Below are 13,552 nucleotides of genomic sequence, written 5' to 3' on the forward strand. Positions count from 1 at the left end.
ATCGTACCGATGCTGGACCCCGCGCGCAAATCCGCTACCGGTTGCAACAGGATAGGCTGGCGACGCGCTGTCCGGTCGTGGCGACGGACGGAGGGGCATGATGGCCGATGTCGAACTGACGGATCTGACCAAGCGGTTCGGCGATACCATCGTGGTACAGCCCGCGACGCTGACCATCGCGGCGGGCGAATTCGTGGTGCTGGTCGGGCCGTCGGGTTGCGGGAAGTCGACGTTGCTGCGGATGATCGCCGGGCTGGAGAGCCCCAGCGCGGGCACCGTCGCGATCGGCGGCCGCGACGTCACCCATGCCCCGCCCGCGACGCGCGGCGTGGCGATGGTGTTCCAGTCCTATGCGCTCTATCCGCACCTCTCCGTCGCCGACAACATCGCCTTTCCGCTGAAGGTCGCGCGCCTGCCCAAGCCCGAAATCGCGGAGCGGGTGCGCGAAGCGGCGGCGATGCTGGACCTGACCGCGCTGCTGGCGCGCAAGCCCCGCGCGCTGTCGGGGGGTCAGCGGCAGCGGGTGTCGATCGCCCGCGCCATCGTCCGCCGGCCGCAGGTGCTGTTGCTCGACGAACCGCTCTCCAACCTCGACACGGCGCTGCGCGCGCGGATGCGGCACGAATTCGCACGGCTGCACCAGCAGCTCGGCATGACGATGATCTATGTCACGCACGACCAGCTGGAGGCGATGACCCTCGCCAACCGCATCGTCGTGATGCACGCCGGGCGGATCGAACAGGTCGGCGCGCCGCTCGACGTCTATCGCCGCCCCGCCAGCCTCAGCGTCGCCGCCGCGATCGGATCGCCCGGCATGAACCTGCTGCCCGCCACCATCGTCGATGTCGACGCGGCGGGCGCCAGCGTCCGGATCGACGATGGCGCAGTGGTGCGGACCAGCGCGCAGGTGCCCGACAGCGCGATCGGCAGCGCGGTGACGCTGGGCGTGCGGCCCGAACACCTGCTGCCCGATCCGGACGGCGCGTTCGTCGGCGCGGTCGAGCTGTTCGAACGCCTCGGCCCGCTGTCGTTCGCGCATCTCGGGCGGCGGGGCGATGCGGGGGCGATCGTCGCACAACTGCCCGGCGACCGCGCGGTGCATCTGGGCGAGGTGCTGCGCTTTGCGGTGCCGCCCGCCGACACGCACCTGTTCGCGCCCGACGGCCGTGCCTATCCCTTGACCCCGCCGCCCAGCAATCCGGTCAGGTAGAAGCGCTGGAGCGCCAGGAACAGCAGCAGCACCGGCATCGTCGTCACCACCGATGCCGCCATCATCAATTCGCCATCGGCGGCATGTTCGCGCGCGATCGCGGCGACCGCGACCGGCAGCGTATAGCGATGCTGGTCGGCCAGCACGATCAGCGGCCACAGGAAATCGTTCCAACTGCCCAGGAACAGGAACAGCGCCAGCGTGATGACGATTGGGGTCAGCAGCGGCAGCACGATGCCGATGAAGATGCGCCCCTCCCCCGCCCCGTCCATCCGCGCGGCGTCGATCAGCTCGTCGGGGATCGCCAGCATCGCCTGCCGCACGAACAGCACGCCGAAAATGCCCGCCAGCCCCGGCAGGATCACCCCGGCATAGCTGTTGACCAGCCCCAGCTGCCGAAAGATCAGGAACAGCGGCAGCATCGCCACCTGCCCCGGCACGACCAGCGCGGCGATCAGCAGCTTCAGCACCCGTTCGCGCCCGCGAAACTTGAGCTTCGCCATCGCATAGCCCGCCGGGACGGTCAGCAGCAGGCCGAACAGCGTCGAGAGCGCAGCGACGCCGATACTGTTCCTGAGCGCGGGCAGGATGCGGTAATCGAACCACGCCCCGTCGATCTGCCGCCGCACCAGCAGCTCATGATAATTCTCCAGGCTCCAGCGCGACGGCCATAGCGGGATCGGCAACATGGTCGATTCACCGCGCGGCATGAACGACACGATCACCATGTACGCCAGCGGCGCGATCGTCAGCACGCCAAGGGCCACGACCAGCGCGTTGGCAACGATCGCGCGTTTCCTGTTCACAGCCATTCGCGCCGCCGGGCATAGCGCGTCTGAACCCATGTCACCGCCAGGATCATCAGGAACAGGACGAACGCGACCGCACTCGCCTGTCCCAGGTTCCACCATTTGAACCCTTCGTCGAACATGAAATACAGGATCGTCGTCGTACTCTGCGCCGGCCCGCCCAGCGTCATGACATAGGGTTCGGCAAAGATCTGCAGGAACCCCGCGACGCTCATCACCCCGGCCAGCACCAATGTCGGCCCGATCGCGGGCAGCGTGACATGGCGGAACCGCGTCCAGCGCCCCGCCCCGTCGAGGCGCGCCGCCTCCATCAGGTCGGTCGGCACGGCGGCCAGCGCGGCGGTGAACACGATCATGTTGTAGCCGAATATCTTCCACGTCACGAAGATCAGGATCGCCGGGATCGACGTGGCCGGATCACCCAGCCAGTCGATGGCGGGCACGCCGACGACGCCCAGCGCCTGGTTGACCAGCCCGAACCGGGTATTGAACAGGAACCGCCACACGACGGCGGTCGCGACGATGCTGGTGACATAGGGCGCGAACAGCACGACCCGCCACAACGGTTTCCACCGGACGGTCGCATCGTTCAGCAGCAATGCCGCGAACAGCGACGCGCCGATCGCCATCGGCACGCCCAGCAGCGCAAAGAGCAGCGTATTGCCGATCGCACGCCAGAACAGCGGCGTCGCGAACAGCGTCGCGAAATTGGCGAACCCGACGACGTGCAGGTTGCCCGGATCGGCCAGCGCATAGATCGAATAATCGGTGAAGGCGATCGCCATCGCCAGCAACGTCGGCAGCACGAACACGGCGACGATGATCGTCAGCACCGGCAGGGTGAACAGCCATCCGGCGCGGGCTTCGCGCGTCATGCGATCTTTCCCGCATCGACCAGTGCGCGGCGCTGCGCCAGCAACCGGTCGACCCGCGCGTCCAGCGCGCCCAGCGCTTCGTCGATCGTCTGGATGCCGCGCACCACGCGCTCGGCGGCCAGCTGCACCTCGATCTGGATGCGTTCCCATTCGACCGCGGGCGGGATCGGCGCGGGCTGCGTCATCTGTTCGCGAAACGCCGCCAGCACCGGTTGCGCCAGTTGCGGCGAATTCCATGCATCGATCCGCGCGGGCAGGTTGCCGATCATCCGCTGGAACGTAAGCTCGCTCGCCCGCGACGTCATGTGCCGGACCAGCGCCCAGGCGGCGGCCGGCCGGGTCGTGCCGGCCGCGACGCACAGGCTGGCGCTGTCGCCCGATACCGGGCCGGGACCGTTCGGCCCGGCAAGCCGCGCGGTGCCCCAGCGGGTCGCCGGGATCTCCCCGGCGCGACGGCTGAGGTCGAGCAGCGTCGTGGGACTGCTGGGCCAGATCGCGAAATACCCCTGCGCGAACGCCGCCAGCGGGTCCTGCACCTCGGTCGACAGCGCGCGCGGGGCCAGCCCCTCGGCAAACAGCTGCGCATAGAAGGCAAAGGCATGGCGCACCGGGTCGGATCGGAAATTGCCGCGCGTCGCCCGGTCGCGCAGCATCGTCGCACCGGCCTGCGTCATCATCGTCAGCAGCGCGGTCGGCCAGTTGAGCAGCATCAGGAACACATAGTCGTCGGGCCGTCGCCGCTTGATCGCGCGCGCCATCCGCAGCCACCCCGCCCAGTCGAGCGGCGGCGTGGCATAGCCGGCGGCGGCCACGATATCGCGGCGGAAATACTGGACCTGCGGCGCGACCGACCAGGGAACGGCATAATCGATCCCGTCGATGCGCAGCGCCTCGCGCATGCCCGGAATCAGCCCGGCGGTCAGCGCAGGCGACGGCACCGGCGCCACCGCCCCGATCATCGCGAATTCGCGCACCCACCCGTTGAACAGCATCAGGACGTCGGGCAGCGCGTTGCCCGCATGTGCGGTCAGCAGCTTTTCGTGGGAAGCGGTGGTCGGCAGCGACTGGACATCGACCGGGATACCGGTCGCGGCGGTAAAGTCGGGCATCAGGTGCGGCGAATAATCGCCCTCATAGCTCATCGCCCACACGCGCAACGGGGCCACCCCCGCCGCCGCGCCGCAACCGCCGCCGACCGCCAATGCCGGCAACAGCGCCAGCATGGTCCGGCGGGTCGGCCCGCTGCATGTCCGGGGACCCGTCACCGTGCGACCGTGCCGGATCGCCGGCGTCCACGCCAGTCGCGATGTCGTGGAAACATCGGGAAACTTCGCAAAACATGGTCCGCCGCCGTACGGTATCGATCTGCCCGCCGGTGCGTTGTGGTGGTGAAGATCGTTCGACAAAGATCGAACGGTCCAGGGGGACTGTTTCGACCATGCCGACCATCACGCGCCGCCACCTCCTGTCCGGGGTGGCGCTCCTTGCCGCTGCCCATGCACAGGCCCAGACGACCACGCCCGCCGCCCCGACCGAAGCGGCCAGCGACGGACAGGACACCGCCAGCACAGGCGGCGAGGAGATCGTCGTCACCGGATCGCGCATCACCCGCCCCGATTACGCCGCGCCCAACCCGGTGGTGTCGTTCGGTGCCGCCGACCTGCGGCAATCGGGGACGACCAATGTCACCACCTTCCTGCAACGCGTGCCGGCGCTGACCAATTCGCTCGACAGCACGCGCACCGCCGGGCGCAGCCAGGCCGATGGCGCGCTGGGGCAGGTCGGGCTGAACCTGCTCGACCTGCGTGGCCTTGGCCCCAACCGCACGCTGGTGCTGGTCAACGGGCGGCGGCATGTCGCGGGACAGCCCGATACGGCGGCGGTCGATATCAACGCCATCCCGACCGACCTGATCGAACGGGTCGACGTGCTGACCGGCGCGGCATCGGCGATCTATGGCGCGGACGGGGTGTCGGGCGTCGTCAACTTCGTGCTGCGCCGCAATTTCGATGGCGTGGCGGCGCGGGTGCAGGCGGGGATTTCGGAACGCGGCGATGCCGGCAACCGCTTCGCATCGGTCATCGCCGGGCGCAATTTCGCCGATGGGCGCGGCAACCTGACGCTGGCTTACGAATATAACGCCGACGATCCGTTGGCGAACGACGACCGCGATTATCTGGCGCTCGCCCAGCGGCAATATTTCGTGAACACCGACGATTACGATCCGACCCGTTCGGGCAGTTACAAGGTCGCGCCCGTCCGCGACCTGCGCTACCCCTACGGATCGAACCAGGGCTATGTCGTGATCGGCGACCAGGTGTTTCGCGGCGACGGTGCCGCCTATACCCCCGGCCGGTTCCTGTTGAACGACGGCTATTCGGTCGGTGGCGACGATACGCCGGTGGCGGGCTATGTCGGCGACATCCTGCCGCGCACCGAACGCCACGCGGTCAACGCGCTTGCCCGGTTCGACTTTTCCGACGCGTTCAAACTGTCGGCCGAGGGCAAGTTCGTCCAGAGCGAGGTGACGAGCTTCAGCGGCTATGGCGGCAATTATCCCGCGACCATCGCGCTCGACAATCCGTATATCCCGCTGTCGATCCTGACCGCCGCGCGCGCCGCCGGCCTGACCTCGGTCGATATCAGCCGCAACAATTTCGACATTCCCAGGCGCGGCGAAACCGACCGCCGCCGGACGTGGCGCGGCGTGCTCGACGTCAGCGGACGGGTGTCGGACCACGCATCCTATGACGTCAGCTACACCTATGGCCGCACCGACGTCCGCGCGACCAAGCTCAACGACCGGCTGAACACGCGTTTTCTTGAAGCGCTCGACGCCGTTCGCGATGCCAGCGGGCAGATCGTGTGCCGCTCGGCCAGCGCGCGGGCGGCGGGCTGCGTGCCGGTCAACACCTTTGGCGGGCGCACCGTCGATGGCCGCTCGTTCGACTATTATCTCAGCAATCCGGTCAGCAACGCGCGGCTCGAACAGCATGTCGTCAACGCCGCACTGACCGGCGATTTCGGACAGGTCTTCACGCTGCCCGGCGGCCCGGTCGCCTTTGCCGCCGGTGGCGAATATCGCAAGGAGTCGAGCCGGTTCGATCCGGCACAGGCGCTGCTCGACAATGCCTTCTACCAATATGACGAATATATCATCCCCACCCCGTCGCGTGGCAGCTTCGACGTGTGGGAAGCGTTCGGCGAACTGAACGCGCCGCTGCTGAAGGACGTGTCGTTCGCGCACCTGCTGTCGGTCGGCGTCGCCGGGCGGCTGTCGGATTATTCGACGATCGGCACGACGCGGACGTGGCAGGTGAACGGCATCTATGCGCCCATCCCCGCGATCAGCGTGCGCGGGTCGTACGGCCGGTCGGTGCGCGCGCCCAATATCGGCGAACTGTTCCGCGCGGCGACCGGCACCAGCAACTTCTTCTCCGACCCATGTTACCTAGCCAACCGCACCCTCGGCACGCAATTCCGCGCCGCCAATTGCCAGTCGCTCATCACCGCGGCGGGCGGCAATCCGGCGACCTTCACCGCCGCGAACAATCCCAATGCCACGATCTTCATTCCGGGCACGCAATCGGGCAATCGCAGCCTGCGCCCGGAAGTCGCGCGGACCTGGACCGCCGGCGTCGTGCTGCGTCCCGAAATCGTGCCCGGCCTGTCGATCGCGTTCGACTGGTACGATATCGACCTGACCGACGCGATCGCCACGCCGGACGCAAACAAGATCGCCGAGCTGTGCGTCGACCAGCCCAGCCTCGACAATGCCTATTGCACCGCGATCAGCCGGGCGCGCGGCAGCGGCTTCATCGCCGGCTTCGTCGTGCAGCCGCAGAATGTCGCGGCCTATCGCACCGCCGGTGCCGAACTGAACATCGCCTATCGCTTCACGACCGCGCGGATCGGCCGGTTCGACCTGCGCCTCGTCGGTGGGTATCTCGACCGGTTGGAACAGGTCGCGACACCGGGTGCGGTGGCCGAAAACAACGTCGATCAACCGTTCCGCCCGCGCTACACGCTCGCCTTCTCGCCCAGCTGGGAAAGCGGCGCGCTGACGCTCAGCTACAACCTGCGCTGGCAGAACGGCGTCCGCCGCTTTGCCCGGATCGACACCGACAGCAATCCGACCCTCGTCGATCCGCGCTATTTCCGGTACAAGGAATTGTGGAGCCACGACGTGCAGGCACAGGTGCGCGTCAACGACCGCTTCGCCTTTTACGGCGGGGTCAACAACCTGATCGACCAGCGGCCCGATATCGGGTTCGAAACCAACCTGCCGATCTCGCCGGTCGGGCGGTATTTCTATGCCGGGGCACGCGTCGGGATCGGTGCGCGCTGACCCTTGATCGACGGCGCGCCAAGGGCCAAGGGGCGGACATGCAGCATGTTCCGCCCCGCCTCGCGTCCTACGACGTCGTGATCCCCTGTCACAACCGCGCGCATGTCGTCGCCGATGCGATCGACAGCGTGCTCGCGCAGGACCATGCGCCGTGCCGGGTGATCGTGGTCGATGACGGGTCGAGCGACGCAAGCGCGACGGTGATCCGCGCACTCGCCGCGGCGCACGACCGGGTGGAGGCGGTGATCCTGCCGCGCAACGTCGGCGCATCGCAGGCGCGCAACAGCGGCGTGGCGCTGGCGACCGCCGAATGGGTCGCCTTCCTCGACAGCGACGACGTGTGGCTGCCGGGTGCGGCGCGGGCGTTGCTGGCGCCGAGTGCCACCGCCGGCCACGATATCGTCGTCGGCCATTTCGCACGGATCGAGGGCGACGCCGCTCCGGGTGCGCCGGAATGCGGATGGGATGGCGGCTGTATCGGCGCCGGACTGATGAGCGGCGGGGTGATCGGGCCGAGCTGGTCGGTCGTCCGCCGCCAGATGGTCGAACGGGTGCAGGGGTTCGATCCCAGTTTCCACAATTGCAACGACTGGGACTTCTATACCCGCGCGGCGGCGGCCGGTGCGCGCTTCGTCCGGTTGGAGACGTGCGTTGCCTGCTACCGCACCGTCGCGGGCAGCCGATTGGTCAACGACACCGCGATCGGCGAACGCAATGCGCGCCGCGTGCTGGCGCACCCCTATTTCGACCCGTGGCGCGACCGCGCAGCGATCAGCGCCTGACCCTTACCCCGGCCGCCGCATCAACCCGATCAGCGCGCCGAGCTGCGGCCGGCCACCGCCCGCCAACAGGCTGGCGCGGAAGATGCGGCCGAGCAGGATCACTTCGACCACGATGAACGCGGCGGTCAGCGCGCCTGCCGCCCATACCTGCCACAGCGGCATGCCGGTGCCGAGCCGCGCCAGCACCGCGAACGGCGTCCAGATCGGGACCCAGGTCAGCACCTCGACCGCCGGGCCGGTCGCGCCGCGCAGCACCGCCTGCACCAGGATCGTGACAGGGATCATGATGACCATCAGCACCGGGGTCAGATACCCCTGCGCATCGCGCATCGAATCCGACATCGCCCCGATCGTCAGGAAGATCATCGCGACGAGGATATAGCCCGCGACGAAGAAATACAGGATCGTCGCGATCGCGCCGAACGACGATACTGGTTCCAGCGCGGGGCGGATCATCTCGGCGATCGCGCCCTGCGTGGCGAAGGCGGCGACCAGCCCGCATACCGCCCACGTCGCGACCATCGACAACCCGATGCCGACCGTGCCGACCAGCTTGCCGTACATCAGTTCGTTGGGACTGACGCAGGCAAGCACGGTTTCGATCAGCTTGTTGCCGCGTTCCTCGACCGATCCCTGCAACATCCAACTGCCCGACAGGATCAGCGACATGAGCAGGATATAGGCGCAGGCGAGCGGCAGGATCGAACGGATCAGCACGCGTTCGCGCCCGCTGCCGCGCGGCGGCACGACGATGGCGATGGCGGGCGCGATCCGGGTGGAGGCGGCGGCGACCGGCGCAGCGACGCCGTTCGCCTGCAGATAGCGGACCTTCAGCTCCTGCGCGAGCAGCCCCTGCACCATGGTTACGAAGCCGCTGGCGGGCGCGCCGTTGGCCCACAACTTTACCTCGGGCGAGCGGCCGAAATCGGCGGGGATGTAGATCGCATAGTCGAGCGGTTTCGCCTTGCTCCCCTCGGCCGGGCGCAGCAGCCCTTCCAGCGCGGCACCGATCCGTTCGGGCGGGGCGGCGGCGACCGGGGCGGGCGCAGGCACGATGGCATAGAGCGGATCGGGCGCGTCGAAGTCCGGCACCTCGCCCCCCTTTGCGCGCACCTTCGCCAACGCGGCATTCACCCCGCCGGCGGCGGTAAAGGCCGCGACATCGGCGTCGCTGTACCAGCGATCGTGCCGCGCCCAGGGTGCGGCGGGATCGACGCCCTCCAACCGGTTGCTTTCGACGTAGCGCGAAAACTGGGTCAGCACGCGGCGCTGTTCGTCAAGGTCGATGCGCGCTGCGATCGCCTGCGCCGTCGTGCCGCCACTGCGGTCGATCAGCATCACGCGCTGCGTATCCGAATTGTCGAGGAAGCGCGACGCGACCGGCCCGATCGCAAACGCCAGCGGCAGGATCAGCAGCGTGACCCAGAAGCTGCGCGTGGCGGCGATCTGCCGAAATTCCCGCGCGGCGACCAGCAGGATATGGTTCATCATGCGCGTGGCTCCGCCTGTCCGACGATATGGAGGAAGACATCGTGCAGGCCGGGCCGATGCTGTTCGAACCGGCGCAGCGGCACGCCGGTGGTCGTGCAGAATTGCAGCAGGTCGGCGGGGTGGTGCCCCGGCGCCAGCGCCACTTCCCATAGCGTCCAGCCATCGCCGGCATCGCCCTTGTCCCGCACCGACGCCACGCCTTCCAGCCCCGCGGGCGACTGACGCGCCACCACGTCGAGCCGTGCGGGCAGCGTCGCGCGCGCCTCGTCCTGCGTGCCTTCGAACTTCTTGGCGCCCTTCGCCAGCAGCAGCAGCCGGTCGCACAGCCGTTCGGCATGCTGCATGACATGGGTCGAGAATACGACCGCCGCCCCGCCCTTCGCCGCGTGTAAAATCTCGTCCTCCAGCAGCCTCTGGTTGACCGGATCGAGGCCGGAAAAGGGTTCGTCGAGGATCAGCAGGCGGGGCGCATTGATGACGGCGGTGGCCAGCTGCACCTTCTGCGCCATGCCCTTCGACAATTTGTCGACCCCGGTCGTCAGGTTCGCGCCCAGCCCGAACCGGTCGAGCAGCGCGCGGCCGCGTGCACGGGCATCGGCGGCGGTCATCCCCTTCAGCCGCCCGAAATAGACCACCGTCTCCAGCGCGGTCATCGACCGGTACAGCCCGCGTTCCTCGGGCAAAAAGCCCAGCGATCCGCTCGATTCGCGGCCCGGCGGCTTGCCCAGCACCTCGATATGCCCGGCATCGGGGCGGATGATGTCGAGCACCATGCGCAGCGAGGTCGTCTTGCCCGCGCCATTGCCGCCGAGAAAGCCGAAGACCTCGCCCGGCGCGACGGCGAAGCTCAGATGGTCGACCGCCGTCATGGCGCCGAACCGTTTCACCACGCCGTCGAGGCGCAGGGCATGCTGCATCGATGATCCCCCCATCAAGGACATCATCATTGCCGTTTATCGATACGCCCACAAGAGGGAAACGCGGGTCGAAACTATCGGACCCGACGCCCAGCCCCTTGCAAGTCCGATAATCATACTGATACGATGGGAATATGACGAAACGGGTCCGATCGATCGAATGGCCGACCGTGGTGCTGGCGGTGGCGATCCATGGCGGGTGGCTGGCGGTGACCGCCGCCCATGCCGCGCTCCCCTGGCCGGTGCTGGCGCTGCTGGGCGGGTGGTTCGTCGCGTGGCACGGGTCGTTGCAGCATGAGACGATCCACGGCCATCCGACGCGGTGGCGCAGGGTCAACGACCTGATCGGCGGCGTGCCGCTGTCGCTATGGCTGCCCTATGGCGCGTATCGCCGGACGCATGAGGCGCATCACCGATCGCCGCACCCGACCCATCCCGGCCACGATCCCGAATCGCGCTATGTCGCGGATGGTGGCGGGATCGTCGCGGTCGTCGCGCGGTGGCGCGCGACGCTGGTCGGGCAGTTGCTGGTGGGGCCGGTTGCCGCCATCGCGCTGTTCCTGGCCGGCGAGGCGCGGCGGCTGCGCAGCGATCCCGCCGGGGTTGCGCGCGAATGGGGGCCGCACCTGATCGGCGTCGCGCTGGTGCTGGGCTGGCTGCACCTCATCGCGCTGCCGGTCGGGACCTATCTGCTGTGCTTCGTGCTGCCGGGACAGGCGGCATCGCTGCTGCGCGGCTTTGCCGAACATCGCGCCGACGCCCCCGGCCCGTCGCGCGCCGCCACGGTCGCGTCGCGCGGGCCGCTGGCGCTGCTGTTCCTCAACAACAACCTGCACGCCGCGCACCATGCCGTGCCCGCCGCGCCATGGTATCGCCTGCCGACGATCGAGCGCGCCCGTGCCGAGCGGCCCGAACCGCGCTATCGCGGCTACCGCGAGGTGCTGCGCCGGTTCGCGATCGCCCCGCACGATGCGGTGCGCCACCCGGCGCTGCGGGACCGCGCCCATGGATAATATCGCGTGGCTGGGGATGTACGACCATCCGGCGCAGCACGACGCCAACGACCGGCTATGGGCGGGCATCCGCGACCGGCTGCGCGACCATGGGCTGCCGGGCGTGCCCGAACGGTTGACGCGCGGGGTGTCGACGCATGCGATCTGGTCGCATCCGGGGCTGTTTTTCGGCATGATCTGCACCCGGCCATGGGCACGCGAGCATCCCGGCCTGCGCCTGCTCGCCCATCCGGTCTATGCCGACACCGAGCGCGCGGGCGAGCATCGCAGCCTGATCGTGGTGCGCCGCGACGATCCGGCGCGCACCCTGTCCGACCTGTCCGGGCGGGTGGCGGCGATCAACGATCCGGGGTCGAACACCGGCATGGCGCTGCTGCGCGACCGGGTCGCACCGCTGGCCGCAGGCGACGCCTTATTCGGCGCGGTGATCGAAACCGGCGCCCATGCCGCCAGCGTGCGCGCGGTGGGCGCGGGCGAGGCGGATGTCGCCGCGATCGACGAAGTGACTTTTTCCGCGATCGCCCGCCACGATCCCGCCGACGCCGCGCTGGTGCGCATCCTCGACACGACCGGGCCGGCGGCCACCCCCGCCTTCGTCACCGCCGCGCCGGATGCGGTCGCGACGCTGCTCGCCACCGTGCTGGCGCAAGCCATGGCCGATCCCGATCTGGCGGAGGCGCGCGCCGCGCTGTTCCTGACCGGCATCGTCCCGCCCGTCGCGGACTTGTCGGAGCGCATCGCCGCGCAGGAGGCCCGCGCGGTCACTTTGGCGGCGGCAGGGCAAATCCCTGCGCTAGCCCATGATACAGCTTTTCCCGACACACCCACTGGCTGGCAAAATCGGCGATGAAGGCGGTGGCGAACATCGGCAGCATCAGCCCCCGGCTGCCGGTCGTTTCGGTCAGGATGATGACGGCGGTCAGCGGCGCGCGGACGACACCGACGAAATAGGCGACCATGCCAAGGATCACGACCGCGCTGGCCGGTTCGCCCGGAAACACCTCGCGCAGCAGATTGCCGACGCCCGCGCCGACCGCCAGCGACGGCGCGAAAATCCCGCCTGGCAGCCCGGCGATCGCCGTCGCGGCGGTCGCGGCGAGCTTGGCCGGCCCGAACCACAGCGGCGCGTCGACGCCGACGATCATCGCCCGCGCCGCCGAATAGCCCGTGCCCCAGGTCAGCCCGGTCGCGACGCCCAGCAGCGCGACCACGCCGCCGCACACGCCGGCGAACCGCACGGGGAACGTGCGCGCCCAGCGGCTCACCCGGTTGCCCCCGGTCGCGACGCCCAGCAGGATGCGCGAGAACAGCCCGCCCGACACGCCGCCCAGCACGCCCGCGACCGGCACGACCATCAGTGCGGCACCCAGCGACATATGCGCGCCGATCGCCCCGAAATAGAGATAGTCGCCCTGCACCGACTGCGCGACCATGCCCGCGATCACGATCGCCGCCAGCACCAGCAGCGTGACACGCTGTTCGTAGGCCGAGGCCAGTTCCTCGATCGCGAACAGCAATCCGGCAAGCGGCGTGTTGAACGCCGCCGCCACCCCCGCCGCACCGCCGGCGATCAGCACCCCGCCCCGCAGCGGCACGCGCAGCACGCGGTGGGTCACCCCCATCACCGCCGCCGCCAGCTGCACGGTCGGCCCCTCGCGCCCGACCGATGCACCGCCCAGCACCGCGCCGATGGTCAACGCCGCCTTGGCAACGACGGTGCGTACCGAGATCAGCGTGGCGGTCGCGCGGCCCGGATCGGCCTGCGCGGCGATCACTTGCGGAATGCCCGACCCGCGTGCCAGCGGGGCATGGCGCCGGGTCAGCGCGACCAGCAGCATGAAGGTGAGCGGCGTGGTCAACAGCGGCCACCAAGGCGCCCCGCGTGAATACCGGCCGAACAATTCGCCTGCCCAGTCGGAGGCCATCGCGAACAGCGTCGCGACGATGCCGATCAGGATCGCCCCGGCCAGGATCGCGGTGCGGGTGCGGAACTGCACCGATCGCGGCCCCCGCGCCCGCAACAAGGCGCGCCACCGCGCGGGCGTCCAGCGGCGCAGCACGCCGGGTCGGGGGGAAAGGCCAGCCATGCCGGCACCCTTACGACCCC

The 13,552-nt window shown here is 69.1% G+C and carries 11 protein-coding genes; 5 read left to right on the forward strand and 6 right to left on the reverse strand.

The annotated features are described in order from the left end of the window. The first annotated feature begins 100 nt into the window (after window positions 1–100). On the forward strand, window positions 101–1,210 hold the full coding sequence (locus ASE67_RS18810; protein ID WP_055763912.1) for an ABC transporter ATP-binding protein: 1,110 nt from the start codon (window positions 101–103) through the stop codon (window positions 1,208–1,210). Here the strand turns inward: ASE67_RS18810 and ASE67_RS16710 are convergent. From ASE67_RS16710 to ASE67_RS16720, 3 genes are read right to left on the reverse strand one after another with little or no spacing between them, the layout of a single operon-like run. Then, window positions 1,171–2,022, reverse strand: coding sequence for a carbohydrate ABC transporter permease (locus ASE67_RS16710; protein WP_055763915.1), 852 nt, complete (start codon window positions 2,020–2,022; stop codon window positions 1,171–1,173). The two genes, ASE67_RS18810 and ASE67_RS16710, sit on opposite strands and share 40 nt — an antisense overlap. Then, entirely contained in the window at window positions 2,013–2,894 is an 882-nt protein-coding gene (locus ASE67_RS16715; protein ID WP_055763917.1) for a carbohydrate ABC transporter permease, read from the reverse strand. The genes ASE67_RS16710 and ASE67_RS16715 overlap by 10 nt, the downstream gene beginning before the upstream one ends. Continuing rightward, entirely contained in the window at window positions 2,891–4,117 is a 1,227-nt protein-coding gene (locus tag ASE67_RS16720) for an extracellular solute-binding protein (RefSeq protein ID WP_055763919.1), read from the reverse strand. The genes ASE67_RS16715 and ASE67_RS16720 overlap by 4 nt, the downstream gene beginning before the upstream one ends. Before the next feature lie 215 nt (window positions 4,118–4,332). Between ASE67_RS16720 and ASE67_RS16725 the strand changes: the two genes are divergently transcribed. Both ASE67_RS16725 and ASE67_RS16730 read left to right on the forward strand, forming a co-directional pair. Then, window positions 4,333–7,242 carry a TonB-dependent receptor plug domain-containing protein gene (locus ASE67_RS16725; RefSeq protein ID WP_082457215.1) on the forward strand — a complete coding sequence of 970 codons (2,910 nt, stop codon included), beginning with the start codon at window positions 4,333–4,335 and terminating at the stop codon, window positions 7,240–7,242. 38 nt (window positions 7,243–7,280) lie between these two features. Continuing rightward, window positions 7,281–8,024: a glycosyltransferase family 2 protein gene (locus tag ASE67_RS16730; RefSeq protein ID WP_055763921.1), complete on the forward strand. Its 744-nt coding sequence runs from the start codon at window positions 7,281–7,283 to the stop codon at window positions 8,022–8,024. A 3-nt stretch (window positions 8,025–8,027) separates the two neighbouring features. Here the strand turns inward: ASE67_RS16730 and ASE67_RS16735 are convergent, their stop codons facing one another. Both ASE67_RS16735 and ASE67_RS16740 read right to left on the reverse strand, forming a co-directional pair. Next, entirely contained in the window at window positions 8,028–9,515 is a 1,488-nt protein-coding gene (locus ASE67_RS16735; RefSeq protein WP_082457216.1) for an ABC transporter permease, read from the reverse strand. Beyond that, window positions 9,512–10,432, reverse strand: coding sequence for an ABC transporter ATP-binding protein (locus tag ASE67_RS16740; protein WP_055763925.1), 921 nt, complete (start codon window positions 10,430–10,432; stop codon window positions 9,512–9,514). Before ASE67_RS16740 ends, ASE67_RS16735 begins: the two co-directional genes overlap by 4 nt. A 134-nt stretch (window positions 10,433–10,566) precedes the next feature. On the opposite strand from ASE67_RS16740, the gene ASE67_RS16745 reads away from it, so the two are divergent. Then, the gene (locus tag ASE67_RS16745) at window positions 10,567–11,445 is read left to right on the forward strand and encodes a fatty acid desaturase (protein WP_055763927.1); all 879 of its coding nucleotides are present in this window, start codon (window positions 10,567–10,569) and stop codon (window positions 11,443–11,445) included. Beyond that, window positions 11,438–12,295 carry a phosphate/phosphite/phosphonate ABC transporter substrate-binding protein gene (locus ASE67_RS16750; protein WP_055763929.1) on the forward strand — a complete coding sequence of 286 codons (858 nt, stop codon included), beginning with the start codon at window positions 11,438–11,440 and terminating at the stop codon, window positions 12,293–12,295. Before ASE67_RS16745 ends, ASE67_RS16750 begins: the two co-directional genes overlap by 8 nt. On the opposite strand, the gene ASE67_RS16755 is transcribed toward ASE67_RS16750, so the two are convergent. Further along, complete coding sequence (locus ASE67_RS16755) at window positions 12,207–13,532, reverse strand: chloride channel protein (RefSeq protein ID WP_055763930.1); 1,326 nt, start codon at window positions 13,530–13,532, stop codon at window positions 12,207–12,209. The genes ASE67_RS16750 and ASE67_RS16755 overlap by 89 nt on opposite strands. Between the last annotated feature and the right edge of the window lie 20 nt (window positions 13,533–13,552).

The sequence above is a fragment of the Sphingomonas sp. Leaf23 genome, from assembly GCF_001421585.1.
Classification (GTDB): Bacteria; Pseudomonadota; Alphaproteobacteria; order Sphingomonadales; family Sphingomonadaceae; genus Sphingomonas.

Coding starts and splice junctions, on each gene's coding strand:
- ASE67_RS18810 (WP_055763912.1), top strand. CDS start 101: ATGGCCGATGTCGAACTGACGGATCTGACCAAGCGGTTCGGCGATACC.
- ASE67_RS16710 (WP_055763915.1), bottom strand. CDS start 2,022: ATGGCTGTGAACAGGAAACGCGCGATCGTTGCCAACGCGCTGGTCGTG.
- ASE67_RS16715 (WP_055763917.1), bottom strand. CDS start 2,894: ATGACGCGCGAAGCCCGCGCCGGATGGCTGTTCACCCTGCCGGTGCTG.
- ASE67_RS16720 (WP_055763919.1), bottom strand. CDS start 4,117: ATGCTGGCGCTGTTGCCGGCATTGGCGGTCGGCGGCGGTTGCGGCGCG.
- ASE67_RS16725 (WP_082457215.1), top strand. CDS start 4,333: ATGCCGACCATCACGCGCCGCCACCTCCTGTCCGGGGTGGCGCTCCTT.
- ASE67_RS16730 (WP_055763921.1), top strand. CDS start 7,281: ATGCAGCATGTTCCGCCCCGCCTCGCGTCCTACGACGTCGTGATCCCC.
- ASE67_RS16735 (WP_082457216.1), bottom strand. CDS start 9,515: ATGATGAACCATATCCTGCTGGTCGCCGCGCGGGAATTTCGGCAGATC.
- ASE67_RS16740 (WP_055763925.1), bottom strand. CDS start 10,432: ATGCAGCATGCCCTGCGCCTCGACGGCGTGGTGAAACGGTTCGGCGCC.
- ASE67_RS16745 (WP_055763927.1), top strand. CDS start 10,567: ATGACGAAACGGGTCCGATCGATCGAATGGCCGACCGTGGTGCTGGCG.
- ASE67_RS16750 (WP_055763929.1), top strand. CDS start 11,438: ATGGATAATATCGCGTGGCTGGGGATGTACGACCATCCGGCGCAGCAC.
- ASE67_RS16755 (WP_055763930.1), bottom strand. CDS start 13,532: ATGGCTGGCCTTTCCCCCCGACCCGGCGTGCTGCGCCGCTGGACGCCC.